Below are 24,098 nucleotides of genomic sequence, written 5' to 3'. Positions count from 1 at the left end.
GACGTCCGGAAATTCGACACATCGTTGATGTTGGCGAGAAGGTTGTCACGGGCACCGAGCGCGTCGGCCTGCCGCCGGGACCGGTAGAGCGCCAGCATGAGCTGCGCCACCAGTCCTCCCGCCACGGGTCGACCAGCACCAGGCCCTCGAGCTCCGCGCGGTCCGCACCGCTGTGGTCCACGTCCGCCGTCGGTCCAGCGACAGGCGGGCGCCGGCCCACCGCCTCGTCGCGACCGAAGGCGGCCCGGCCAGCTCTCGGTGAAGGACGGTGGCCATCTGCTGTTTAGCGGTCCTGCTGGGGGCAACATGATGCGGCATGAAGGTGGGCATCGGCGCCGCGGCGGCCGCAGTGTCAGCGTTGGCGGCGGTCGCCGTCCGTGATCTCCTGCAGCGCGATCACGCCCTGCTGCGCAACTTCCCGGTCATCGGCCACGGCCGGTACCTCCTCGAAGCCATCGGTCCCGAGCTGCGGCAGTACGTGGTGGCCGGCAACGACGAGGAGCGGCCGTTCACCCGCGACCAGCGGCGCTGGGTCTACGCGTCGGCGAAGAAGGAGAACAACTACTTCGGCTTCGGGACCGACAACGACATCGAGTACACAGCCGGGTATCCGATCATCAAGCACCGTACGTTCGGGCGGGCGGTGCCCCGGTCGGCGCCGGCCGCCGGCTACGAGGCGTCGGTGCCGTGTGCCAAGATCCTCGGGGCCGCGCGCGGCCGGGCGCGGGCGTTCCGGCCGGCCTCGGTCGTCAACATCTCCGGGATGAGCTACGGCTCGCTGTCCGGCAACGCGATCGAAGCGCTGAACAAGGGCGCCGCGCTGGCCGGCTGCTGGCAGAACACCGGGGAGGGTGGGCTGTCGCCGTACCACCGGCACGGCGGCGATCTCGTCTTCCAGATCGGCACCGCCTACTTCGGCTGCCGTGACGAGCACGGCCGCTTCGACCTGCAGCGGCTCAAGGATCTGGTGGCCGGCGCCCCGGTGCGGGCCCTTGAGATCAAGCTCAGTCAGGGCGCCAAGCCCAGCCTCGGCGGCCTGCTGCCGGCAGCGAAGGTGTCGGCGAAGATCGCCGCCACCCGCGGCATCACCCAGGGCGTCGACTGCGTGAGCCCGTCACGGCACGCCGAGTTCTCGGACACCGACAGCCTGCTCGACTGGGTGGAGCTGCTGGCCGCGGAGACCGGCCTGCCGGTCGGCATCAAATCGGCGGTCGGCGACCTCGGCTTCTGGGACGAACTCACCTCGCTGATGGCCACGACCGGGCGCGGCGTCGACTTCGTGAACATCGACGGCGGCGAGGGCGGCACCGGCGCCGCGCCGCTGATCTTCACCGACACGGTGTCACTGCCGTTCCAGATCGGCTTCGCCCGGGTGTACGCCACGTTCGCCCAGCGTGGCCTGCACGAGCAGGTGGTCTTCATCGGCGCCGGCAAGCTCGGACTGCCCGACAACGCCGTGGTCGCGTTCGCACTGGGCTGCGACCTGGTCAACGTGGCCCGTGAGGCCATGCTCGCGATCGGCTGCATCCAGGCGCAGAAGTGCCACACCGACACGTGCCCGACGGGCGTCGCCACCCAGAACCCCTGGCTCACCCGAGGACTGGACCCGGCGCTCAAGAGCGTGCGCGCCGCGAACTACATCAAAACCCTGCGCCGCGACCTGCTCAAGGTCGCCGAAGCGTGCGGCGTCGAACATCCCGGCCTGATCGACACCGGGTCCGTGGAGATCCTCGACGGCCGCACCGCGGCCACCGGCCTGGACCAGGTGTACGGCTACCAACCCGGCTGGGGCCTGCCGTCGGAGGCGGACCGATCGACCATCGCCGAGCTCATGCACGCCACCGAACCGCAGGGCGGCACCGCCCCGCCGTCGCGCTCGGCGATGCCATGAGCCGGCGCCTGATCACCGACCCACCGAGTAGATGGAGAACCTTCGCATGAGAATCGTGAAACTGGCTGCCGGCTTCGCCGCGGGGTATGTGCTGGGGGCGCGCGCCGGGCGAGAGCAGTACGAAAAGATCACGGCTGCCGTCCGTACAGTGAGCAACCGGCCCGGGGGTCCGTCAGCCGACGACCCTGATGCCGGGGCAGCCGTGTTGCCGGCCGAGGTGCCCACCATCGAACGACCAACGCCGGCGGTCACCGGTGACAAGCCGCGCCGGCCGCGGAACCGACGCCCCAAGGCTGCCACCACCACCGCGGCAGCAGGCTCGACCGGCGACTCGCCGGCCATGAGCACGGCGAACCTGGACCTTGACGCCGTACCGATGGAGGCGGCCGAGGCCGACGTCATCGAACAGAGCATGCCCGTGGTCGACCGTAGCGACGAGCCCCTTTCCGTACCGCTGGAAAGTGACCCCACCGACGCGCACGAGCAACGCCGCTCCCTGTGATCGGCCGAACGAACAGGATCGTCAGCGGCTGACACCTCGGCGCAGTGGGTCGCCGGTCGACCATCGCGGCCTGCAGGACTGACATCGGGCGCCATCAGCGGCTCGCGCGAGCCAGCTACTCTCAGCCTGACCGCACCCGACCGATCGGAGCGTGCGCCGCGATGAGCGCCATCGAGGACCCCGGCCCGGACAGCGAGCCTGTTGGTCCGGACCGACCAAGCGACGACCTGGAACACTGGCTGTCGGATCTGCGCACCGAGGTGTCCGCTGCCCCGCACGAATGGATCAACAAGGATCCCGTCGGCGAGCAGCCCACCGACCGAGCGGTCGAGCGCAGCCCGCTGACCCCTGGAGGGCGCGGTACGGCCGCTTCCCAGCCAGGCGGCGGTGGGCGCCACCGTGCCGCGGATTAGGTCAGTCACCTCGGCGATGTCTCTCTAGCATGGCGGTCATGGGCCGAGACTGGTTTGCCGACGCCGTCCTGTACGAGATCTACCCGCAGTCATTCTCCGACTCGGACGGCGACGGCGTCGGCGATCTCCGGGGCGTGATCTCGCGCCTGGACCACATCGCCTCGCTCGGCGTAAACGTGATCTGGTTCAACCCGTGCTTCACGTCGCCGTTCGTGGACGCGGGCTACGACGTCTCCGACTATTACTCGATCGCTCCGCGCTACGGAACCAACGACGACATGGTCGAGCTGGTGGCCGCGGCGAAGCAACGCGGTATCCGGGTCATGCTCGACCTGGTCGCCGGGCACACCTCGATCGAACACGCATGGTTCCAGCGGGAGCTGGCCGCCGACGGGCCGGATCCGGACGGTGACCGTTACATCTGGTGCGAGGACCTGCCGGACCGAGCGTGGAATCGTGACATTCCGGGCACGCCGGCTTGGGTGCCGTCGCCGGGCCACCGGCCGGGCTACTACCTCAAGAACTTCTACGACGAGCAGCCCGCGCTCAACTTCGGGTGGGTGCGACGGCCCGGAGACCCGTCATGGCGCGATCCGATCGACGCGCCCGGCCCGCGTCGCAACCGGCAGGCCCTCAAGGACATCATCGCCTTCTGGCTCGACCGCGGTGTGGCCGGCTTCCGGGTGGACATGGCGTTCTCGCTGGTCAAGGACGAGCAGGTGGCCGACGGACTGGCCGAGACGGTGGCCCTGTGGCGCGAGATCCGCGAGTGGCTGGATGCCGAGTATCCGGACGCCGTCCTGATACCCGAGGGCACGGAGCCCCGCACGGGCGGACCGGCCGCCTTCGACGCCGACTTCTTCCTCGTCATCCATGACGAACACGGCAGCCTCTTCGACAACCACTACGCCGGCCTGTTGCCGTTCCACGAGCCACGCGAACCGTTCTTCGACGCCGCGGGCAGCGGCAGCACCCGGGTCTTCCTCGACGCCTGGGACGCGGCCCGCGCCGGGGATCCGGACCGGCTGATCGTGATGTCGACCGCCGATCACGACTACGACCGGCTCTGCTGCGGCCCGCGGACCGCCGAGCAGCTCGGCGCCGCGCTGACCTTTCTGTTCACCTGGGGAAACGTGCCGTGCCTGTACTACGGCGACGAGATCGGTATGCGGTACCTGCCGGGCCTGCCGAACGTGGAGGGATCGGTGTGCAACCCGGCGTACAACCGGGCCGGCTGCCGTACCCCGATGCAGTGGGACGCCCGGCCCAACGCCGGCTTCTCCACGGCCGAGTCGTCCCGGCTCTACCTGCCCGTCGACCCGGCCCCGGACCGGCCCACGGTGGCCGCCCAGGACACGGACCCGTCATCGACGCTCAACCTGGTTCGTGACCTCATCGCCCTGCGGCAGGCCACGCCCGCGCTCAGGACCCGGGCGACCGCGCGCGTGCTCCACGACGGCTACCCGTTCGCGTACGTGCGCGGCGAGTCCCACCTGGTCGTCGTCAATCCCCGTCGGGAACCGGCGACGCTGGCCGCCGCCGAGGCGGTCGGCGCCACTGCGCTGCTGGCATCCGGAGTCACGGCCACCTCCGACGGTTTCAGTGCGGCCGGTTTCGGCTACGGGATCTTCACCTACCGGGCCCCAGGTCCGGCGGCAGCCTGATCCCCCGGAAAAGTCTCCGATGGGCAACACCGACCTGCGCAAGGTCTATCTGGCCGACGTCCACCACTTCCGCCACGGCCGCTTCGAGCGCATGTGGTACCTCCTCGACGCCCGGACCATCGCAGAGCAACTGGCAGCCTGACCACCACCGGCGAGCTCGACCTGAACCTCACCGTCAGTATCGGCGTTGCTGCCGACACCGCCCTCCCGGTCAGCTCGCCACCGGGTCCAGCCAGCGGTTGTACCGCAGGCGCAGGGCGCGCTCGGTGCTGCCCACCACAGCGCTGATCGTGAGCGCGATGGTCAACCAACCCGGCGCCTCGACGGGTGACTCGAAGACCCCGAACCGGTCGGCCAGCGGCGGGAACCGGGAGATCGCTTCCAGGGTCTGCGGAACGACGAAGAACAGCGGGACGGCGACCATGATGACGGCAAGCGTGCCGATCCAGCGGCTGAGGGCGGGGTGCTCGCGGTCGAGACGCGCGCGGCGTCCCTCGGCGGAGCGGGGTTCCGGCACGAGTTGCTGCTCGATCCCGTCGGTGGTGACGAAGTGGCATCGCCGGATACCGAACGACGACGTCTCCACCTCGATCTCACCACCTTCGATCGGGAAGACGGCGGGGAGCCTCGCTCGAGCGCGGAGCCGTCCGTCGCGGTACAGGTAAGCCTCGGTGTCGCCGTTCTCATTGCTCTTCAGGTGGTTCACGTCGACGGCATAGACCACCGGACGGCCGGTACCGGCGTCCACGGGCAGGAAGAACAGGGATCGAGTCAGCAGCTGCCACCAGCGGAATCGCTTCAGTGCGCGCCCGTCCCCGGGTTTGACGCGCTGGATGGCTCGGCGCCTTCGCCATTCGTCGAACATCTCCGCAGTGAAGCCTGTGTTCCAGGAACACAGTCAAATTCCGGCTTTGACTGTGTGCCGAGGACATGGTGTCGCATGGATCGGACCGCAAAGGACGATCGATGGAGGCTGGACATGAGTCGACGGCGTAGCGCCGCCTGGGTGGCAGCGCTCGGTCTGATCGGTACGCTGATCACGGTGATGCCGGCGCGAGCGGAGAATCCTGCGGCGGCGGCGGAACTGAACTGGGCCGCCTGCCCCGCGGATGTGAACGCGAAGACGGCGCCACTGACGGCCCAGTGCGCGACCGTACCCGTTCCCCTCGACTACAGCGAACCCGACGGCGCGCAGATCTCGCTGCTGGTGTCGCGGATCGCGAGCACCAGGCCGGAGAAGAGACGCGGCATCCTGATGTTCAACCCCGGCGGGCCGGGCGGCTCCGGGCTGGACCAGCCGGCGTTCCTGGCCAAGAAGGGCCTGCCGGCGACCGTCATGGACACCTACGACCTGATCGGCATGGACACCCGGGGCGTCGGGCACTCGACGCCGATGAGCTGCGGCTTGACCGAGGAGATCGGCTACTGGGCCAACGTGCCGCCGTACGCGGCGGACGACGCGGCCGTGACCGCGCAGGCGAGGATCGCTGAAGCAGTCGCGCAGACATGCGCCGCGAACGACGTCGGCGGGCGGCTGCGGCACCTCACGACGGCGAACATGGCCCGCGACCTGGATCGGATCCGCGCCGCCCTCGGCGAGCCGACGGCCAGTTTCTACGGCGCATCGTACGGTTCGGCGCTGGGCGCGGCCTACGTGTCGCTGTTCCCGGACACCACCGACCGTACGGTCATCGACAGCAACCTCGCCGACACCCACCTCGACCGGGACGGCCTGCGCCGGTTCGCCCGTGGTGTCGAGGAGACCTTTCCGGACTTCGCGCAATGGGCGGCGGCGCGGCACGCCTCCTACGGCCTGGGCCGGACGCCCGCGCAGGTGCGCAAGACCTACTTCGCCATCGCCGAACGGCTCGACCGGACCCCGGCCGCCGACGGGACCACCGGCGCCATCTTCCGGTACCTCACCTTCGCCCACCTCTATGGCGACGTTCAGTACGGCAACCTGGCCCGGATCTGGCAGGCGCTGCTGACCCCGGGCACCGCCCGGGCGAGTTCCGCGCCCTCGGCTGCCCAGGCTGCTCCCCCGGTCGACAACGCGCTGACCGTGTTCCTCGCGGTCACCTGCAACGACGTGAACTGGCCCGAGGATCTGGCGACCTACCGGCGCGGCGTCGCGCAGGACCGCCGGCGGTACCCCATGTTCGGCGCGGCGACCGCCAACGTCACCCCGTGCGCGTACTGGGAGCACGAGCCGTCCGAGCCACCCGTCAAGGTCGACAACGCCGGGCCGGCCGATGTGCTGATGCTGCAGAACCGGCGCGACCCGGTCACTCCGGCGGTCAACGCCGAGCTGTTGCGCCAGAAGTTCGGTCAGCGGGCCAGGCTGGTGACCGTCGACGACAGCGGGCACGGCGTCTACGTCCTCGGCGGCAACGCCTGCGCGCTGAACCTGACCACCGCCTACCTGGTCGGCGGCAAGCTACCGGCCCGGGACGTCGCCTGCCGATCCTGACCGCGTCGCCGGTGTACCGGGGTACCAAGGGAAGCGCGCAAGTGTCGACCGCGGTACCACGGTCCCGGCGTTCCGCGTACCTAGCGTGGTGAGCATGATTCAAGTACGCGAAGTAACGAAGCGGTACGGTGCCAAAACAGTCGTGGACCAGCTGTCCTTCACCGCGCAGCCGGGACAGGTCACGGGCTTCCTCGGGCCCAACGGCGCCGGCAAGTCGACCACCATGCGGATGATCGTCGCTCTCGACGCGCCGACCTCGGGCGACGTGCTGATCAACGGCCGGCCGTACGCGTCGTCGAAAGCCCCCTTGCGCGAGATCGGCGTGCTGCTCGAGGCCAAGGCCATGCACCCCGGCCGCACCGCGGTCAGCCACCTTCGCGCCCTGGCCCGCACGCACGGCATCGCCCGCTCGCGGGTCGACGAGGTGCTCGACCTGGCCGGCCTCGCGGCCGTCGCCCACAAGCGGGTCGGCGCCTTCTCCCTCGGCATGGGTCAGCGGCTCGGCATCGCCGCCGCACTGCTCGGCGACCCGGCCGTGGTGATGCTCGACGAGCCGGTCAACGGACTCGACCCGGACGGTGTCCTCTGGGTGCGCAACCTGCTCACCGGGCTGGCGGCCGAAGGCCGCACCGTGATGCTGTCCTCACACCTGATGAGCGAGGTCTCGCTGATCGCGGACCACCTGGTCATCATCGGCCGGGGCCGACTACTGGCCGACACCACCGTGGCCGACCTCGTGACCGCCGAAGGCGTCCGGGTCGTCACCGCGGCCCCCGACGCGCTGCGCACGGTGATCGCCGGCCCGGGCATCACCGTCACGTCGACCGGCGCCGAGGAACTGTTCGTCGCCGGCACCACCGCCCGCGCGATCGGACTGGCCGCGGCCACCCGAGGCATCCCGTTGTTCGAGCTCACCCCGCAGAACGCCTCACTCGAAGAGGCGTTCATGGACCTGACCCACAACGCTGTCGAATACGAGGCCACCCGATGAAGATCACCCCTGGTGGCGTCGTCGCCGCCGAATGGACCAAGTTCTCCTCCCTGCGCTCGACCTGGATCACCACCGGGATCTCGGTCGTGCTGCTGATCGCGTTCGGCATGATCGCCTCGGCGTCCTTCTCCGGCGACAGCCTGTCGGCCGTCGATCTGGCCCTGTCCGGCAGCACCCTGGCCGGCCTCGCCGTCGGGGTGCTCGGCGCGCTGCTGGGGGCCGGCGAATACACCACCGGGATGATCCGGGCGACCCTCGCCGCGGTGCCGCGCCGGCTGCCGGTCCTGTGGTCGAAGAGTCTGGTGGCCGGGGCCGCCGCACTGGTCACGATGACTGCCGGCGCCTTCGCCGCTTTCGCGCTGGGCTCGGCCGTACTCAACGACGGGGTCGGCCGGGCCGGCCTCGGCGACGACGGCGTGCTGCGCGCGCTGCTCGGCGCCGGCTGCTATCTGGGCCTGGTCGCGGTACTCGGCGTCGCGCTCGGCATGCTCGTCCGTTCCAGCGCCGGCGCCATCGCGATCCTGGCCGGCCTCCTGCTGATCGTGCCCGGCCTGGCCGCGCTGCTGCCGGACCCGGTCTCCGAGACGATCACCCCTTACCTGCCCAGCAACGCCGGCAGCGCGGTCATGGCGCTGACCCAGGCCGAGAACACACTGGCGCCGTGGACCGGTCTCGCGGTCTTCGCGGGCTATGTCGTGGTGACCCTCGCCGCCGCGGCATTTCGGCTCAAGAAGACCGACGCGTGAGGGGACAATCGGCGGATGAGCGCACAAGGATGGCTGGTGGACCGGCAGGGCCGGTTGCGGACCTTCCACCGCCGCCGGCCGTGGGTCATGGACACCTTCCTGGCCGTCCCGATCGTGCTCTTCAGCATCCCGAACCTGATCGAGGAGCCTCTCCCGGCCACGATCGCGACCCTGCTGCTGCTGCCGCCGCTGTACTGGCGGCGACGGTACCCCTTTCCGGCGTTCGTGGTCACTGCGGCCACCGAACTGATCGAGGGATTGCTGGACATCGGCGTGGGCGCCGGGGTGATCCTGCTGGTGATGCTCTTCGGGGTCGCCTCCCGGGGAGCGTGGCGGTCGCTCGCCTGGGCCTCCGTGATCACCGTCGCGCTCCTGGCCGCCGAGATCCATCTTTTCGGACCGGCGGTGGAGAACCGTCTCTTCACGTCGGTGCTGGCGCTCGGCATGTCGGTGGCCGCGGTCGCGTCCGGCGTCGCGGTGCGCACCCGCCGGGCGTACCTGGTTGCGCTGGAGGACCGGGCCGCCCGGCTGGAGGTCGAGCGTGACCAGCGGGCCCGCCTCGCCGTCGCCGACGAGCGGGCCCGGGTGGCCCGCGAGATGCACGACATCGTCGGCCACCACGTGTCGGTGATCATCGGCCTGGCCGACGGCGGAGTCACGCTCGCGAGATCGCGCGACGAACAGACCGCCGAACCACTGCAGCTGATCGGGGAGACCGGCCGGCAGGCGCTCGGCGAGCTGCGACGGGTGCTGGGGGTGCTGCGCGGGGAGGACGCGGATGCGCAACTGAGCCCGCAGCCCGGCATCGACGATCTCGATCGGCTGCTGCCCAGCGTGCGGGCCGCGGGGCTGCCGGTCACCTACTCCACCGCAGGCGAGCTGCGCGCCCTCGGCCGGGGCGTGCAGCTCGCGGTCTATCGCATCGTGCAGGAAGCGCTCACCAACACCCTCAAACACGCGGGGCGCGGTGCGACCGCGGACGTCACCCTGGCTGCCTCCGATGGAGAGGTACGCGTACGCGTACGGGATGACGGCCGTGGCGGACCCGCCGCCCCCAGCCACGGCCTGCTCGGCATGCGCGAACGCGCGGCCATGTACGGCGGGGTGGTGAACGCCGGCCCGGCCGAGCGGGGCTGGCTCGTCGATGTCGTCCTCAAGGAGCCCGCATGACCACCGTGCTGATCGCCGACGACCAGCCGTTGCAGCGCATGGGCTTCAAGATGCTGCTCGACGGCACGCCCGGCATGGCCGTGGTCGGCGAGGCCGCCACCGGCGCCGAGGCAGTGCGGATGGTCGAACAGACTCGCCCCGACGTGGTGCTGATGGACGTGCGCATGCCCGGCGTCGACGGCATAGAGGCCACCCGCCGGATCACCACGGCCGGCTCGCGCACCCACGTGCTGATTTTGACCACCTTCGACCTCGACGAGTACGTCTACGCCGGACTGCGGGCCGGGGCGAGCGGCTTCCTGCTCAAGGACGCCCGTCCTGAGGAGCTCATCGCCGGCATCCGAGCCGTCGCGAGCGGGGAGTCGGTGGTGGCGCCCAGTCTGACCCGCAAGCTCATGACCGCGTATCTGCAGGATGCGGCGCCGGTCAAGCAGGACCGCCGGCTGGCCACGCTGAGCGAGCGGGAGCGCGAAGTCCTCGAGGCGATCGGCCAGGGTGCCACGAACACCGAGATCGCCGAACGCTTCATCCTGACCGAGTCGACCGTGAAGAAGCACGTCGGACGCGTCCTGGCCAAGATCGGAGCGCGCGACCGGATCCAGGCGGTGATCTTCGCGTACGACAACGGACTGGTCCAGCCACGCGCCGCGAACCCCCCGGCCCCCTGAACGTACGAGGAGACGACCGTGGCCTGGAGCACACGTGAACTCGCCGAGCTCACCGGCACGACCGTGAACACCATCAGGCACTATCACCGGCTCGGCCTGCTCGAAGAGCCCGAGCGCCGGCACAACGGCTACAAACAGTACGGAAATCGGGAACTCGAACGGCTCCTGAGCATCCGGCGGCTCGTCGAGCTGGGCGTACCGCTCGCCCGGATCGGCGAAGCCGGCACGGACGGAACTGTTGCCCCGGAGACACTGCGGCAGGTCGACGCCGGACTCGCGGCCGACATCGAACGCCTGGCCCGGGCCCGCTCCGACATCGCCGCCATCCTCCACGACGGCGCCGTTACCCCGCAGCAGATGTGAGCCTGCCAACTGCTGCCTTGTGGACCGGTCTGGAGGTCATCGAGGGGCATCGGAGGGCGTCGTCTGGCTCCGTACAGGTCTTCGGCGAGCAGAGGCGACTCGACTTCGCCACCGCCGTCTACGGGCGGCCGGAGCTGATCGTCCTGGACGAGCCCACCACAGGGCTGGACATCCAGTCCCGGGACGCCCTGTGGGAGGCCGTGGCGGAACTGCGCGGCAACGGTTCGACCGTCATCCTGACGACGCACTACCTCGAAGAGGCACAGCAGCACGCCGACCGCATCGGGCTCATGCACCGGGGCACTGTCCGGCCTGACCCTGCCGGTCGCCCTCACCGCCCTGATCGAGGCCTGCTCGCGCACCGGCGGATGCGGCCCGCGTCCGAGGCCGGCGACGACACCGAGTGACTTCCGGTCCGGCCGGCCCCCGTCAGCCGCTCAAGCGCCGGCTGAGGGCGGCGACCGCGGCCCGCCCGGCCCGGTTGGCGCCGACGGTGGACTGCGAAGGGCCGAAACCGATGAGGTGTACGCGGGGTTCGCCGGCGACCTGGGTGCCGACCAGGCGGATTCCGCCTGCTCGTTGCGCAGGTTCAGTGGGTCCAGGTGGGCCAGGGCAGCCTTGAAACCGGTGGCCCAGAGGATGGCGTTCACCGAGGTGAAGGAGCCGTCGGCCTCGCGTACCCCGAAGGGTTCGATCGCGGTGAACATCGGGCGGCGCTCCAGCGCCCCACGCTCCTTGGCCGCCAGCGCGTAGGGCGTCCAGAGCAGGCCGGTGTAGGAGACGACACTCCCGGTCGGCCGGCCCGCCTCGACGTCGGCGATCACCCGGCCGATCACCTCGCGGCCGGTCACCTCCGGCTCGAACGCGCCGTCGCGGAAGACCGGCTCCCGGCGCGTGTACCAGAACGTCGTCGCCACCCGCGATATCTCCTCCAGCTGCTGGACCGCCGAGATCCCGCCGCCGACGACCGCCACCCGCAGCCCCGCGAAACGATCCGCCGACACGTAGTCGTGGGTGTGCACCTGCAGGCCGGCGAAGGTCTCCTGGCCCGGATAGTGCGGGCGGACCGGGTTCGTCCAGGTGCCGGTCGCGTTGATGACCGCGCGGACCCGCCAGACGCCGGTGCTGGTCTCGACGATCAGGTCGCCGTCCGGGTCGGCGTCCGCCCGGCGTACGGCGGTGACCCGGACCGGCCGCTCGATGGACAGGCCGGCGGCCCGCTCGAAGTCGGCGAAGTAGCGTGGCACGGCGGTCCGGCTCGGCTCGTCGGGCTCAAGCGGCGGCCTCGGGAAGCCGGGCAGGTCGAAGATGCCGTTGACGGTGGCCATCCGCAGCGACTCCCAACGGTGCTGCCAGGCGCCACCCGGCCGCTCCTCGGCGTCGAACACGACGAAGTCGATGCCGCGCCGGCGCAGGTGATAAGCCGCCGACAGGCCGGACTGACCGCCCCCGATGACCGCCACGGTCGTGATCACGGAGCAAGCGTACGACCGGATTCCGCTGGACGAGCCCCGGCCTTCGCTGCTGGATCACCCACTGTGCGCTGCTGACGGACGTACGAGAATGATTGTCTTGCCCTTGGTCCGCCCGGTCGGATGGAGAGCGGCGACGGCATCGTCGAGGGTGGCGACGGTGCCGATGTTCGTCCGCAGTCGTCCGTCGCGGACGCGCTGGACGATCTCGTTCAGCTGGACCCGGTCGGCCTCGACGACGAAGTCGACGGCCCGGCCGTCGGCCGGCCGCGCCTCGGCGGGCCCGACGACGGACACCAGCGTTCCGCCCGACCGGATCAGGCGCGCGGATCGCTGCTGAATGTCTCCGCCGATGACGTCGAAGACCAGGTCGACCCCGCCGGCGTCCGCCAGCGCGTCGTTCTCGAGGTCGACGAACTCCTGCGCGCCGAATTCGAGGGCCTGCTGCCGGTCGGCCCCGCGTCCGGTGCCGATGACGTACGCGCCGAACTCACGGGCGAGTTGCGTCACCATCGTCCCGACCGCGCCGGCCGCACCGTGCACGAGCACGCTCTGCCCGGCCTGGAGGCGGCCGTGCTGGAACAGTCCCTGCCACGCGGTCAGACCCGAGATCGGCAGGCTCGCGCCCACCGTGAAGTCGACGTCGCCGGGTAGCGGCGCGAGGTTGCGGGCCTCGACGGCCACATACTCCGCGAGGGTGCCGTCGCGATGCCAGTCCGTGAGGCCGAACACCCGCTGCCCCACCGACAGACCCGTCGTGCCATAACCGAGGGCGCTGACCACTCCGGCCAGCTCATGCCCGGGGATCGACGGTGTCCGGTCCCGGTCACGGCGATCGGTCCAGGTCGAAGGCCACGCCATCTCGGTCGGGACGAACCCCGACGCATGAACCTCGACAATGACGTCGTTTATCGCGGCCGGCGGCTCGGGGCGCTCCACCAGCGTCATCCCGGCCGTTCCGGCAGCCTGGTCCGTCACCACGATCGCCTTCATCGGTGTTGTCTCCTTGCTCATTCGGTGTTTTCAGTGGCGGTGGTGCGGAGGCGCCCGGCACGCGTTTTCCGCCTCGGGGGTCGGGTAGCCTGACGGCCGTGGTCGACCCGCCGGTGAACAGCGAGGGCACCCGGCTGACCGCGCGCGGCGCGGCCACCCGGGAACGCATCGTGCTGGCGGCCGCCGAGCTGATGGCGGCCAAGGGGGTCGCTGCCACCACCCTCGACGAGGTCAGGATCGCCAGCGGCACCAGCAAGTCCCAGCTCTACCACCACTTCTCGGCCAAGGACGCACTGGTCCGCGAGGTCGTCACGTATCAGGCCCAGGTGGTGCTGGAGCGTCAGTACCAATTGCTGCGGGGCGTCAGCTCGTTCGCCGGGCTGCGCCGGTGGCGCGACGCCGTGCTGCAACGCAACGTGCTGCGCAGCGGCGCGCACGGATGTGAGATCGGCACCCTCGCGGCCGAGTTGTCCGACACCGACGAGGCCGCCCGGCAGGCGTTGGCCGGCCATTTCGCCACCTGGGAACAGTTGCTGGCAGACGGTTTCCGGCGCATGCGTGACAACGGCACCCTGCGCGCCGACGCCGACCCGGCGACGCTGTCGGTAGCGGTGCTGGCCGCCGTTCAGGGCGGCTACCTGCTGGCTCAGGCAGCACATGACGCCGAGCCCATGCGGGTGGCGCTGGACATGGCCCTGACCCACGTCGAGACCTTCGCGACACCCACAACAGGACTATAAGGTCCAACAGGGCCGGGCGTCCAACCGAGCCACAGTCGAACATGTGGACCGCAGAGAATGCCGCGCTGCGTTTGTGGCAGCCCATGCCCTAACGGAGGTTGGACTATGGAGTCCACATCTTGGGGAGTTCAGACCGACGCGGACGACCTGGTGTGGGCCGGAGTGACCGTCGAACCGGACGCCGCCCGGCCGCGGCTGCCACAGTTCCAGTTGCTGCCCTCCCCGCCGCCGGGTCGCTGCTGACCGAACGGCAAGTTGCCTTCGTCGGGCAACCTTCCGCGGCCGGACGGCCACTACAGATTGCCGGGAGTGCGAAGGCCGGCAACCACCCCAATCCTGCAACAAAGCTGCAAACCATATTCATTGACGTGTATCGATTGGCGTGTCAGGTTGGAGAAGTCCTCCCCCGATACCGTCGGCATCGTCCGCACGAACCCGTGAGCTGCGATGACGACGGTTCCGTCCGCCTTCATCGAAGGTGGAGGCTCTGCGAAAGGTCCCCTCATGAAAAGACCCCGCATACTCATCGGTGCCGCGGTTCTGGTTGCGGCCATGGCCGGCTCTGTGGCGACGGTGGGTCTGGCGTCAGCCGCCACGGACGTGAAAGTCACCGCGTCGATCAAGGTCAGCGGCACCTTCGACGGCGGCGGCAAGCGCTACATCGGCTCCGGCGCACTCGGCAGTGGCGGCCAGAACGAGGGCCAGGACCCGATCTTCGACCTGGCCGCCGGGGCCACCCTGAAGAACGTCATCCTGGGCGCCCCGTCCGCCGACGGCGTCCACTGCGCCGGCAGCTGCAACCTCACCAACGTCGTCTGGCAGGACGTCGGCGAGGACGCCGCCACTTTCCGCGGCACCAACGCGACCGTCGTGATCGACGGCGGCAGTGCGGCGAGCGCGTCGGACAAGGTGTTCCAGGACAACCGCGGTGCCGGCGGGTCGGTGACCATCAAGAACTTCAAGGTCTCCAACTTCGGCAAGCTCTACCGCTCCTGCGGCAACTGCTCCACCCAGGCCGCCCGCAAGGTGACCATCCAGAACGTCACCGCGACCAGCGGCAAGGTGATCGCCGGCGTCAACACCAACTACGGTGACGTCGCGACGCTGAAGGGCAACAACATCGGCAGTATCCCCACCTGCTGGCTGTACACCGGAAACAACACCGGCGCCGAACCGACCAAGACCGGCTCCGGCGCCAACGGCAGGAACTGCATCGTTTCCTGACGGTGGCGACACGGCCCTCTGGCGTAGGCCAGGGGGCCGTGTCCTGCCGTTGTCCGCCGGTCTCGGATGCGCCTCTTGCTTGATCCGCGTTCGAATGTGCCGGGCTGCGGCCGGTATCCCCTGTCAGGAACGCGGGCGCACGTACAACCTGGCGGTGGTGGCGCGATGCGAGCGGTGCCCGCTGCACGAAGCCTCATCGCCGCCGCTGCCGGGGCCCGGGGTCCCGGCCGGCCGCTTGGTGTAGGACACGGACACCTGCAAGGTGATGAAACCGGCCGCGTCGGCATCGGGGGTCACCCGGAACGCGGTGTAGTCGAAATCGCCACCGGCCAGGTTCGCGCTGCGGGACAGCGACGTGTACGAGCCGGTGTTGCTGGGATAGGTGAGCGCGGCGACGTCGTCGCCGGTGACCGTGACCCGCAAATCGCACACATCCGAGCGCGACGTCCACCACGTCTTGACCCACTTCGCCACACCGGCCCGCACCGTGGGCACGACGGCCTTGTCCACCAGGCGCGGCCCGTCCTTCCCACCGGCCTGCACCGCACTCGCCGGCGCCGCCACGACACCCGCGGCGACCGCCAACGCGGCCGCGGCGGCGGCAACCCGTGGAACCGTCTGTGACCTCATGTCCGCATCCCTTCCCGGTGGACCGGGCCGGCCGCGACGCCCTCGGCTACGGCGTCCGGCACATCCCCGGATCAACCGCGACGCTAAAGGGCCGGACCCCGGGCCGGTCCGCCGATGGCAGCAGAGCCACCCGTTCGGGTGGCCCGGCCGGCGACCGGACAGAGGCGAAGCGCCCACGGGCTCGCCTCCGAGCCAATACGCTGAGGATGTGCATACCGTCCTCAGCAAGGGCAGCCGGTTGGATCCGGACGTCAAGCTCCCGGAGCATGCCGGCCTGACGATGGTCTCCGGGGCGCCGGTGGAGCTGCTGTTGGCGCTGAGTCGTCCACACGAGCTGGAAGTGCAGGCGGTCACCGCGGCCCCGACCCGGTTCGCGTGGATCGACGTCGGCGCTGCGGGGGTCCTGTTGTACCGGCTCGGCCCGGTGCTGCCCTGGGGGCAGGTGACCTTCCACCCTCATCTGGTCCCGGCCGAGGAGGGACCGGCCGGCGTCGACGGTACGCACGGGGTGCGGATCGCGCTGGTCGACCGGGACAGCCGGGTGATCCGGGCGGTGCACCGGGTTCGCTGGCCGGCCGGCTTCCTGTCGGTGGTACGGGACTCGGTGGCCAGAATGCAGGAGACGCCGTACAACCGCCTGGCTCACCAGCATGCCGTCGCCGCGTTGCACCGCCGGTACCCGACACCCGAGGACCTGCTGGTCGACCGGGTCGACGCGCACTGCACCGCCGTACCGATCCGCGCGGGATGACAGCGCACTCAGCCGGCCCGAGTGTCCGCTAGCGGACGACGGCACTACCCCTGGAGGAGGGCGATGTTACGTTGACCGAATGTAGCATTGAGGGGGATCTATGCACATTCGACGTCCACTGGCCGCCCTGACCACTACCGCACTGCTCGTTGTCGGCGTCGGGCCCGCCGTCGCAGCTGCCGCCGAGGCTCAGCCGATCCTGACCCTCCGCTCCGCCACCGCGCACCCGGTGGCGCAACGGTTCGTCGACGGTGACTACATCTGGTTCGATCTCGATCTCGGCATCCACATGGTCGCCGGGACGCAGCCTTTTGACATCCGGGCCAAACGCAAGTCGTACGCGCAGCCGATCGTCGCCAAGCTCAACGGCACCCCGCTGCCGGCCGGCCTGTTCACGTCGTTCGGTGGCTTCGAGGACTTCACCTCGATCACCATCCGCGACGCCGCCGGCGCGGTGGTCCACGACTACACGACCGACTGGTGCCCGAACTCGGAACGCTCGGTGCGCAGCCGCCCGGACGGCCCGTCGCAGAACGCGTACCCGCTGGACTGCGGCTGGCAGGGGTACGGCGACGGCGGCAGCGGCAATCCGTTCCTGCTCGGTTCGGTCTGGGGCATCCCGGCCGGCTGGGCCACCCCGATCGAGACCGTCCCGCGCGGCGACGGGGCCTGGACCGGGCAACCGGAGATCGATCTGCCGGGCGGCGAATACCAGGTCACCGTACGGTTGAACGATCCGTACCGGGAATGGCTGGCGGTGCCCGCCGCGGACGCCACCGTGAACCTCGACCTGACCGTGGTCGACATCGGCGTGGGCCAGGCGTCGGCCCCGGTGGCGAAGGCGGAGGTCCGCACGGCCACCGAGGCACACCGGCACGCCACGGCCGGTGACCCGGCGGCTCAGGTGACCGGCTACGACCCGCGCTTCCGGCCGCCCGCGAAGGTGCCGGCGACCCTGGCCGCGGTGCCGGCGACCGGCCCGAAGCCCGATCTGCGCTCGCTGCCCGCCTGGGACATCGCCCTGCAGCAGGACACCGACGGCAAGGCGTACCTCACCTTCGCGGCCACCGTCTGGAACGGTGGGACGTCCCCACTGGTGGTGGACGGCTTCCGCCGCACCGGCGAGGACCTCATGGACGCGTACCAGTACTTCTACGACGCCGCCGGTACCGAAGTGGGCGCCCGGCTCGCCGGGACGATGCAGTGGGACGCCCGCGAAGGGCATCTGCACTGGCACTTCACCGACTTCGCCCAGTACAACCTGCTCGACGCCAGCCAGAACCTGGCCGTGCGCTCCGGCAAGGAGGCGTTCTGCCTCGCCAACACCGACCCGGTGGACTACACCATGCCGCTGGCCAAGTGGCGGCCGGGCAACACCAGCCTGGCCACCTCGTGCGGGCAGAACACGGCGGTGGCGGTGCGCGAGGTGCTCGACATCGGCAACGGCGACACGTACGGGCAGTTCCTCCCGGGCCAGTCCTTCGAGGTCACCGACCTGCCCAACGGCACGTACTGGATCGAGGTCCGAGCCAACCCCGAAGAGCATCTGGCCGAACTGCGCACCGACAACAACGCCGCGCTGCGCAAGGTGATCCTGGGCGGCAAGCCCGGCGCGCGGACCCTGCGCGTGCCGGCCGTGCACGGCCTGGACGGCTGACCCGGGCCCCCGCCCACCTGGTGTCCGAGCGGATCAACGCGACAGGTCGACCCGGCGCAGGGGTTGGTCGGCGAGGGCGCCGCTCACGGTGTGGGTGGACCAGCTCACCGCAGACAGGTAGATCTCCATCATGTCTTCGGCGTTGATGACCGCACCGGCGGCCGGCTGCCCTTGTTCGTATGCGCGTACGGCGTGCAGGACCCGGCCGAGGTCTCCGGCTTCGGCGGTCAGTGCCGCGACGACGTCGTCGGCCAAGGGCAGCTCGGTGATCAGCTGTGCGGGGTGTTCGGCGAGCAGGTCCGCGATGCCGGACAGCAGTCCCACCGTGAAGGCCGCGCCGCCGGACAAGCGGAGTCTCTCGGCGAGCAGCTGACACAGCCGGGCCCTGATCAAGGTCGACATCACCTGGTCCTCGGTGGCGTCGGTGAGGTCGCTGAACAGCATCAGCGTGACCCACTGCCGGATCGTCGCCGGACCGAGCAGGGTCGCGGCCTGAGCGACCGAGGAGACGCGGGCGGCGAGACCGGAGGCCGCGGAGTTGGTGGCCCGCAACAACCGGTAGGTGATCGCGGGGTCCCGGCTGATCAGCGACACGACCCCGTCGAAGTCGACCTCGTCGGCATTCAACGCGGCGATCAACTGCAGGCGAGCAGCGCGTGTCGGCGACATCGACGCGGTCGACAGCACGTGGGGGCGCCCGAGCACGTGGCCTTGAAAGAAGTCGAACCCCAGCTGCATGGCGTGCTGCAACTGCTCCTCGGTCTCCAGCCGTTCCGCCACCAGCTGGATCTGGGGGTATCGGCGGCATTGCTCAACCGTCTCCGCCACGCCGGCCGGGTCGGCGTCCAGCATGTCCACCTTGACGTAGGTGGCCCAATCCAGGAGGCGCTCGGCTCCCGCGCCCCAGACGAAGTCGTCCAGCGCGATGGTGAAACCTCGCTCGACCAGCGCCCGGGTCCCGTCGATGACCATGTCGTCGACCTCGACGGTCTCCACGATCTCCAGAACGGCTTGGTCGGAGTCGAACGGCACAGGCAGTTCGCCGGTCAGGAACTCGCGGGTGACGTTGACGAAGCACGCCCTCGACCCGACCAGCTCGGTCAGGCCGAACTCGGTGAAGGCAGCCACGATCACCTGGCTGGTGGCCTGCGCGGTGCTCCGGGAGGCGCTCTGCGCTGCCGCTGAATCGCGGAACAGCAGCTCGTAGGCGACCACGTCTCCGCTGCGGTCGTAGATCGGCTGCCGCCCGACATGGATCCAGGAAGCCGGCTCGCCACTGGGGGCGGATACATGCGTCACGGACGCAGAATAGCCCGAATAGGGATACACCCGCCGGAATAGGGAGAGAGTTCCCCAGCCGTTGTCACACGACGGTGTGCCGCGAGCGACGACCCGGGCCACCCCGCTGAAGGGGCGTCCAGCGAGATCACCGCGCATCACCGCAAACACGGGCCCATCGCCCCGGCACGTTCGGTGAGCAACGCCGGGTCGCCTGTTGACGACGCGCCGTTGCGGGTACGGTGGTCGGCGTCACCGTCCACAGGGGTTGGCAAGGCGGAGGTAAGGGTGCCGGTCACAGGCCAACGCGTCGTGCGACGGGCATTGGGGCGGCGATTGACGCGGCTACGCACGGCGTCCGGCATGAGCCGGCGTGATGTGGTGGAAGCGCGGCTGGGCATCTCGGAGCCGACGCTGCACCGCATCGAGACGGGCAAAGTGCCGGTCACCGGGGCCAACGTGCGCGCGCTCTGCTGGCTCTACGGTGCGGACCAGAGCATCACCGACGCGCTGGCCGACCTCGCGCTGGGCACCTCACAGCAGGAGTGGTGGGACGCCAGCCCGGTGATCCCCGAATGGTTCAAGCTGTACGTCGGGCTGGAGGCGTCCGCGTCCCGCATGTTCGGCTACGACGGCGAGGTCGTTCCCGGCGAGCTGCAGACCCCGGAGTACGCACGAGCCGTCTTCGGCGCCGAGCAGCCGGTCGACTCGGAGATCGCCGAACGCCACATCAATCTCCGCATGCAGCGGCAGAGGACGCTGTTCGCCCGCAACCCACCGATCCGCCTCGTGACGGTGCTCGGTGAGGGGACATTGACCCGGGCGGTCGGCAGCGAACAGGTGATGAAGGGACAGATCGAGCATCTTCGGCGGCTGTCCCAAGAGGACACGGTCGACATCAGGGTGCTGCCGTTCTCGGTCGGGGCGCACGCGGCGATGGCCGGCGCCTTCCGGATCCTGGAGTTCGACGACCCGGCCGATCCGGACGTGGTCTACCTCGAATCCCACGTGGGCGCGCTCTACCTGGAGGAACAGGTCGAGGTCGACGAATACCGGCGGATCTTCGATCTCATCAGTAAAGACTCCGTACCGGTCGGGGAGTTCCGCTGACGAACTGAGCCCGGTGCGGAGGCGCGCCGGGATCAGTCGGTCAGGAGCTGGTCGAACTCGCCGCGCTTGGCCCCGAAGAGGAACGAGTCCCATTCCTCGATCGTGAACACCACGGTACCGGCCTCCCGGGCCTTGCTGTTGCGGACCTCGATGAGGCCGTCCTGGCGGCGGGCCTCGACGCAACTGCCTCCGTTGCCCGTCGACCTGCTGGAAATGATCCAGCCGGTTTCGCCACTCATCAGTGCCCCTCCTTCTGGAGTTGCTCACCGTGGGTCATCGCCGGGCCACCGGTCCAGCGGTCCAGCACCCCTCCCATTACCGGCCTGAAGTGCGAGAACTGCATTTGAGGTCCAGGGGCGACTCTTTCACCACGAAAGTGCACGTACCTAACGTAGCCGAAACCTGCCACGGATGCATCTTGTCGGCGTGATAGTTGTCCGCGTGAAATCTTGCACGCGCCTCGGCCGACTGCCATGATTCCACTGTGGCGCTCGGTGATGCCTCGCCATCGACTCGACAGCTCCCGCTGGTCCGCCGCAGTCTTGAGAGGACGGCCGATGCGGATCCTCGAACCTGCCGCCGCCGACCCGGGCGGTGCACTACCGGATGATGTTCAGCCGCGAACCGAGCCGGCAACTGCTCACCTCCGAGCCCGCATCGATCAGCTCGCAGCGCACGTCCAGCAGCTGGAGCAGGAGCGCGCCTCGCTCCGGTGGATGGCCGACCACGACGAGCTCACCGGCCTCGCCAACCGCCGCCTCTTCCACGCGCTCGCCCCGGAGCTGCTGCGCGGCGACGATCACTCATCGGCCGTCCTGATCCTCGACCTCAACGGTTTCAAGCCGATCAACGATACGTACGGGCACGACGCCGGCGACGAGGTCCTCTGCGTCGTCGCCCGGCGCATGGCCACCTGCCTCACCGATCACCTGGTGGCCCGGTTCGGCGGCGACGAGTTCGCCGCACTGCCCCGCGCCCCGCGCGCCGACGTCCCGCAGGCGTGGTGGCACGAGGTGGCCGGCTCGCTGAGCGCCGCGATCGCACCCCCGATGGACGTGAAGGGCCACACCCTGTCCGTCACCGCATCGATCGGCGTCGTACCGGCTGGACGCTCCGCCGACCTGGCCGACCTGCTGCGCCGCGCGGACCAGGCGATGTTCAGCGCCAAGCGGCACGCGAACACGACCGACAAGACCGGCATCACCTGGGTTGTGGCCACAGAGAGCGGCGACCACACCGGGACGTACGAGCCGGCCGCGACCCCCGGATCGCCGTCGGACCTGACCGCCCCGGGCCCTGCGGTGGCGTGCCGGCCGGGCGACCCGGTATGGGTGCACCGCAGCGGCGCCCGTCGTGCGGGAGTGGTCGAGAGTGCCTGCGAATGGGCAGCCCTGGTCCGTTACCGAGGCCCGAACGGCGCCGGCACGATGGTCGACACCATTCCCACGAACTGTCTCACGGTCCGAGCCGAAGCCGATCCGTACCTGGACCGGAAGTCCTCCACCAACCGGTGATCGCGAGCCGGCGGCCGGCTCGGCCGCCGCCACGCTCGACCGTCAGCCGACCGTCAGTACGAGCTTTCCGCGCAGGCCACCGGCCAGCACCCGCCGGTGGGCGTCGGCCGCTTCGGTCAACGGCATCGTGTCCGCCACGCGCGTGCGCAGCCGTCCCGCCGCCACCTGCCCCACCAAGTCGGCCAGCAGCTCGCGGTCGTGCCGGATGAGTTGCAGCTCCTGGCGCACACCACGGGCCGGAACGATGGCCGGCGTGGGCCGGGTCACGACCACGATTCCCCTGTCCTCGACGGCAGCGGCTGCCGCCTCGCCGAGGGGGACCGCGTCGAACACCGCGGCCACCGGCCCCACCTTGGCCAGCTCGACGGAACGGGAGACCACCTCGTGAGCGCCGAGACCCTGGACCCATGGCTCATCCTCGTGGGCGGCCTGCGCCAGGACACGATAGCCGCCCTGAACGGCAAGCTGGGTGGCGAAGCCGCCGACACCGCCACTCGCACCGGTGACCAGAATGCTGCTGCCGGCCGGAAGCATGGCCAACGACACCAGTGACAGCCCCTGGTGGGCGGTCTGGGCGTTGAGCGGCACCGTGGCCGCGGACACGAAGTCGAGCTCGTCCGGCAGCCGCACCAACCAGTCCGTATCGGCCGCCACCAGCTCGGCATAGCCGCCCGGTGCACCCCGGGTCAAGTACCACGGAATCATCCCGACGACACGATCGCCCACCCCGAAATCAGCCGTCTCGGGGCCGACCGAGGCCACCTCGCCGGCGATGTCCCACCCGGGCGAGAACGGCGGCACATCCGGCCCGCGAGGAATCTCTCCGGTGGTGGCGGCGACGTCAGCCGGGTGCACACAGACCGCACGGATCCGGACCACAACCTGCCCCGGCCCCGCCTCAGGCTCCGGCAGCTCCGTCACCTGCAACACCTCAGGACCGCCGAGCGCGGCCGCGACTACTCCCAGCACGCGTCCACTCTAGACCCCTGTCCCCTGATGGACAGCCCCGTCGTCGGCCGGGATCCGCTCGGACCGCAGGGGGGTTCTGGCGCGGCGGCGCCGGCACTCCGAAACTCTTTCGGCACACCGTCACCGGCCAGGTCCAGCTGGCGCCGCCGGCTGCCAGGTGTCGTACACGGTCGGTTCACAATGGCAGGGCGGCTTCGGCGCCTCCGTGGCAGTGACCAACCTCGGTGACCCGATCAACGGGTGGACGCTGCGATGGTCGTTCGGCGCCGGGCAGACCGTCGGCCAGGCGTGGAACGCCACCGTGACCCAGTCCGGAGCGGCGGTCACCGCGGCCGGCATGAGCTACAACGCGGCGCTGGCCACCGGCGCGAGCGCGTCGTTCGGCTTCAACGGAACCTGGACCGGGTCGAACCCGTGGCCGACCGGCTTCACCCTGAACAACGTCGCCTGCACCGGCGGCACCACCACGGCGCCCCCGACGACCCCGCCCACCATCGGACCGACCACGACGCCGCCGAACGCAACGCCGCCGGCCAGGACTGTCCGGGTCTACTGGCTCAAGCCCACCGACAAGGCGTTCGACCAGCGGTACCCCGACGGCATCACCGGCGTCATGCGGGAAGCGCAACGGTTCTTCAAGGCTCAGCTCGGCAAGACGTTCACGCTGAACAACCCGGTCGTCGAGGTGGTCAACGGCCTGCACGACACCAACTGGTACATCACCAACAACTGCACCGGCAGCGACCACCACTGGTGTGTGGTCGAGAACGGCCGGCGCGAGCTGCAGCAGCGGTTCGGCGCGGACAGCCGGTGGATCAACGTCGAGGAGGTCAGCGCCGAGGAGCCGAACCGGTCCGGCGGCGGTGGGGGCAACGGCTGGGT

26 protein-coding genes and 1 pseudogene are annotated in these 24,098 nt (G+C 70.0%); 20 read left to right on the top strand and 7 right to left on the bottom strand.

Annotation, left to right across the window (positions count from 1 at the left end; genetic code table 11):
* The first annotated feature begins 316 nt into the window (after positions 1-316).
* The 5 genes from AB0C12_RS33420 (at position 317) to AB0C12_RS33400 (ending at position 4,612) form a co-directional block, all read left to right on the top strand.
* Positions 317-1,891, top strand: a complete 1,575-nt coding sequence (locus AB0C12_RS33420) for an FMN-binding glutamate synthase family protein (RefSeq protein ID WP_360553887.1) — start codon at positions 317-319, stop codon at positions 1,889-1,891.
* Positions 1,892-1,937: 46 nt separating this feature from the next.
* On the top strand, positions 1,938-2,393 hold the full coding sequence (locus AB0C12_RS33415) for a hypothetical protein (protein ID WP_360553885.1): 456 nt from the start codon (positions 1,938-1,940) through the stop codon (positions 2,391-2,393).
* Between the two features lie 161 nt (positions 2,394-2,554).
* Positions 2,555-2,806 carry a hypothetical protein gene (locus AB0C12_RS33410; RefSeq protein ID WP_360553883.1) on the top strand — a complete coding sequence of 84 codons (252 nt, stop codon included), beginning with the start codon at positions 2,555-2,557 and terminating at the stop codon, positions 2,804-2,806.
* Between the two features lie 38 nt (positions 2,807-2,844).
* Positions 2,845-4,470, top strand: coding sequence for an alpha-amylase family glycosyl hydrolase (locus tag AB0C12_RS33405; protein ID WP_360553882.1), 1,626 nt, complete (start codon positions 2,845-2,847; stop codon positions 4,468-4,470).
* Positions 4,471-4,489: 19 nt separating this feature from the next.
* On the top strand, positions 4,490-4,612 hold the full coding sequence (locus AB0C12_RS33400) for a hypothetical protein (protein ID WP_360553880.1): 123 nt from the start codon (positions 4,490-4,492) through the stop codon (positions 4,610-4,612).
* 69 nt (positions 4,613-4,681) lie between these two features.
* Here AB0C12_RS33400 and AB0C12_RS33395 read toward each other — a convergent pair whose 3' ends face one another.
* Positions 4,682-5,335, bottom strand: a complete 654-nt coding sequence (locus tag AB0C12_RS33395; protein WP_360553879.1) for a hypothetical protein — start codon at positions 5,333-5,335, stop codon at positions 4,682-4,684.
* A 114-nt stretch (positions 5,336-5,449) separates the two neighbouring features.
* Here AB0C12_RS33395 and AB0C12_RS33390 point away from each other — a divergent pair, with 114 nt between their 5' ends.
* From AB0C12_RS33390 to AB0C12_RS33360, 7 genes are all read left to right on the top strand, one after another.
* A complete protein-coding gene (locus AB0C12_RS33390; protein WP_360553877.1) occupies positions 5,450-6,940 on the top strand; it encodes an alpha/beta hydrolase in 1,491 nt (496 codons plus the stop codon).
* A 94-nt stretch (positions 6,941-7,034) separates the two neighbouring features.
* Entirely contained in the window at positions 7,035-7,931 is an 897-nt protein-coding gene (locus AB0C12_RS33385) for an ABC transporter ATP-binding protein (RefSeq protein ID WP_360553876.1), read from the top strand.
* Positions 7,928-8,677, top strand: coding sequence for an ABC transporter permease (locus AB0C12_RS33380; protein ID WP_360553875.1), 750 nt, complete (start codon positions 7,928-7,930; stop codon positions 8,675-8,677). The genes AB0C12_RS33385 and AB0C12_RS33380 overlap by 4 nt, the downstream gene beginning before the upstream one ends.
* Before the next feature lie 15 nt (positions 8,678-8,692).
* The gene (locus tag AB0C12_RS33375; RefSeq protein WP_360553874.1) at positions 8,693-9,847 is read left to right on the top strand and encodes a histidine kinase; all 1,155 of its coding nucleotides are present in this window, start codon (positions 8,693-8,695) and stop codon (positions 9,845-9,847) included.
* Positions 9,844-10,515, top strand: coding sequence for a response regulator transcription factor (locus tag AB0C12_RS33370; RefSeq protein ID WP_360553873.1), 672 nt, complete (start codon positions 9,844-9,846; stop codon positions 10,513-10,515). Before AB0C12_RS33375 ends, AB0C12_RS33370 begins: the two co-directional genes overlap by 4 nt.
* Positions 10,516-10,533: 18 nt before the next feature.
* Positions 10,534-10,878 carry a MerR family transcriptional regulator gene (locus tag AB0C12_RS33365; protein WP_360553872.1) on the top strand — a complete coding sequence of 115 codons (345 nt, stop codon included), beginning with the start codon at positions 10,534-10,536 and terminating at the stop codon, positions 10,876-10,878.
* A 17-nt stretch (positions 10,879-10,895) separates the two neighbouring features.
* Positions 10,896-11,285 carry an AAA family ATPase gene (locus AB0C12_RS33360; protein ID WP_360553871.1) on the top strand — a complete coding sequence of 130 codons (390 nt, stop codon included), beginning with the start codon at positions 10,896-10,898 and terminating at the stop codon, positions 11,283-11,285.
* A 30-nt stretch (positions 11,286-11,315) separates the two neighbouring features.
* Here AB0C12_RS33360 and AB0C12_RS33355 read toward each other — a convergent pair whose 3' ends face one another.
* Both AB0C12_RS33355 and AB0C12_RS33350 read right to left on the bottom strand, forming a co-directional pair.
* Positions 11,316-12,353 carry an NAD(P)/FAD-dependent oxidoreductase gene (locus tag AB0C12_RS33355; protein WP_360553870.1) on the bottom strand — a complete coding sequence of 346 codons (1,038 nt, stop codon included), beginning with the start codon at positions 12,351-12,353 and terminating at the stop codon, positions 11,316-11,318.
* A gap of 54 nt (positions 12,354-12,407) precedes the next feature.
* Positions 12,408-13,343, bottom strand: coding sequence for an NADP-dependent oxidoreductase (locus AB0C12_RS33350; protein ID WP_360553869.1), 936 nt, complete (start codon positions 13,341-13,343; stop codon positions 12,408-12,410).
* A gap of 98 nt (positions 13,344-13,441) precedes the next feature.
* On the opposite strand from AB0C12_RS33350, the gene AB0C12_RS33345 reads away from it, so the two are divergent.
* The 3 genes from AB0C12_RS33345 (at position 13,442) to AB0C12_RS33335 (ending at position 15,307) form a co-directional block, all read left to right on the top strand.
* Positions 13,442-14,083 carry a TetR family transcriptional regulator gene (locus AB0C12_RS33345; RefSeq protein ID WP_360553868.1) on the top strand — a complete coding sequence of 214 codons (642 nt, stop codon included), beginning with the start codon at positions 13,442-13,444 and terminating at the stop codon, positions 14,081-14,083.
* A gap of 105 nt (positions 14,084-14,188) precedes the next feature.
* Positions 14,189-14,326: a hypothetical protein gene (locus AB0C12_RS33340; RefSeq protein ID WP_360553867.1), complete on the top strand. Its 138-nt coding sequence runs from the start codon at positions 14,189-14,191 to the stop codon at positions 14,324-14,326.
* A 309-nt stretch (positions 14,327-14,635) separates the two neighbouring features.
* Positions 14,636-15,307, top strand: coding sequence for a pectate lyase (locus AB0C12_RS33335; RefSeq protein WP_360553866.1), 672 nt, complete (start codon positions 14,636-14,638; stop codon positions 15,305-15,307).
* Positions 15,308-15,430: 123 nt separating this feature from the next.
* On the opposite strand, the gene AB0C12_RS33330 is transcribed toward AB0C12_RS33335, so the two are convergent.
* Positions 15,431-15,937, bottom strand: coding sequence for a hypothetical protein (locus tag AB0C12_RS33330; protein ID WP_360553864.1), 507 nt, complete (start codon positions 15,935-15,937; stop codon positions 15,431-15,433).
* Positions 15,938-16,145: 208 nt separating this feature from the next.
* On the opposite strand from AB0C12_RS33330, the gene AB0C12_RS33325 reads away from it, so the two are divergent.
* On the top strand, positions 16,146-16,688 hold the full coding sequence (locus tag AB0C12_RS33325) for a hypothetical protein (protein WP_360553863.1): 543 nt from the start codon (positions 16,146-16,148) through the stop codon (positions 16,686-16,688).
* Positions 16,689-16,788: 100 nt separating this feature from the next.
* Positions 16,789-18,345: a lysyl oxidase family protein gene (locus AB0C12_RS33320; protein ID WP_360553862.1), complete on the top strand. Its 1,557-nt coding sequence runs from the start codon at positions 16,789-16,791 to the stop codon at positions 18,343-18,345.
* A gap of 33 nt (positions 18,346-18,378) precedes the next feature.
* On the opposite strand, the gene AB0C12_RS33315 is transcribed toward AB0C12_RS33320, so the two are convergent.
* Positions 18,379-19,644 carry an HDOD domain-containing protein gene (locus AB0C12_RS33315; RefSeq protein ID WP_360553861.1) on the bottom strand — a complete coding sequence of 422 codons (1,266 nt, stop codon included), beginning with the start codon at positions 19,642-19,644 and terminating at the stop codon, positions 18,379-18,381.
* Between the two features lie 174 nt (positions 19,645-19,818).
* On the opposite strand from AB0C12_RS33315, the gene AB0C12_RS33310 reads away from it, so the two are divergent.
* The gene (locus AB0C12_RS33310; RefSeq protein ID WP_360553860.1) at positions 19,819-20,733 is read left to right on the top strand and encodes a helix-turn-helix transcriptional regulator; all 915 of its coding nucleotides are present in this window, start codon (positions 19,819-19,821) and stop codon (positions 20,731-20,733) included.
* A gap of 32 nt (positions 20,734-20,765) precedes the next feature.
* Here the strand turns inward: AB0C12_RS33310 and AB0C12_RS33305 are convergent, their stop codons facing one another.
* Positions 20,766-20,972 (bottom strand): DUF397 domain-containing protein, encoded by a 207-nt coding sequence (locus tag AB0C12_RS33305; RefSeq protein ID WP_360553859.1) that lies wholly within the window; start codon positions 20,970-20,972, stop codon positions 20,766-20,768.
* 477 nt (positions 20,973-21,449) lie between these two features.
* Between AB0C12_RS33305 and AB0C12_RS33300 the strand changes: the two genes are divergently transcribed.
* Complete coding sequence (locus AB0C12_RS33300) at positions 21,450-22,247, top strand: GGDEF domain-containing protein (protein WP_360553857.1); 798 nt, start codon at positions 21,450-21,452, stop codon at positions 22,245-22,247.
* Between the two features lie 42 nt (positions 22,248-22,289).
* Here AB0C12_RS33300 and AB0C12_RS33295 read toward each other — a convergent pair whose 3' ends face one another.
* Positions 22,290-23,216, bottom strand: a complete 927-nt coding sequence (locus AB0C12_RS33295; RefSeq protein WP_360553856.1) for an NADP-dependent oxidoreductase — start codon at positions 23,214-23,216, stop codon at positions 22,290-22,292.
* A 136-nt stretch (positions 23,217-23,352) separates the two neighbouring features.
* Here AB0C12_RS33295 and AB0C12_RS33290 point away from each other — a divergent pair.
* Positions 23,353-23,748, top strand: a pseudogene (locus AB0C12_RS33290) (cellulose binding domain-containing protein); the annotation flags it as partial.
* Positions 23,749-24,098 lie beyond the last annotated feature (350 nt).

This window comes from Actinoplanes sp. NPDC048967 (assembly GCF_040649415.1).
GTDB lineage: Bacteria > Actinomycetota > Actinomycetes > Mycobacteriales > Micromonosporaceae > Actinoplanes.
Note: the sequence above shows the minus strand (reverse complement) of the source record. Positions and strands in the feature narration are given on the sequence as shown.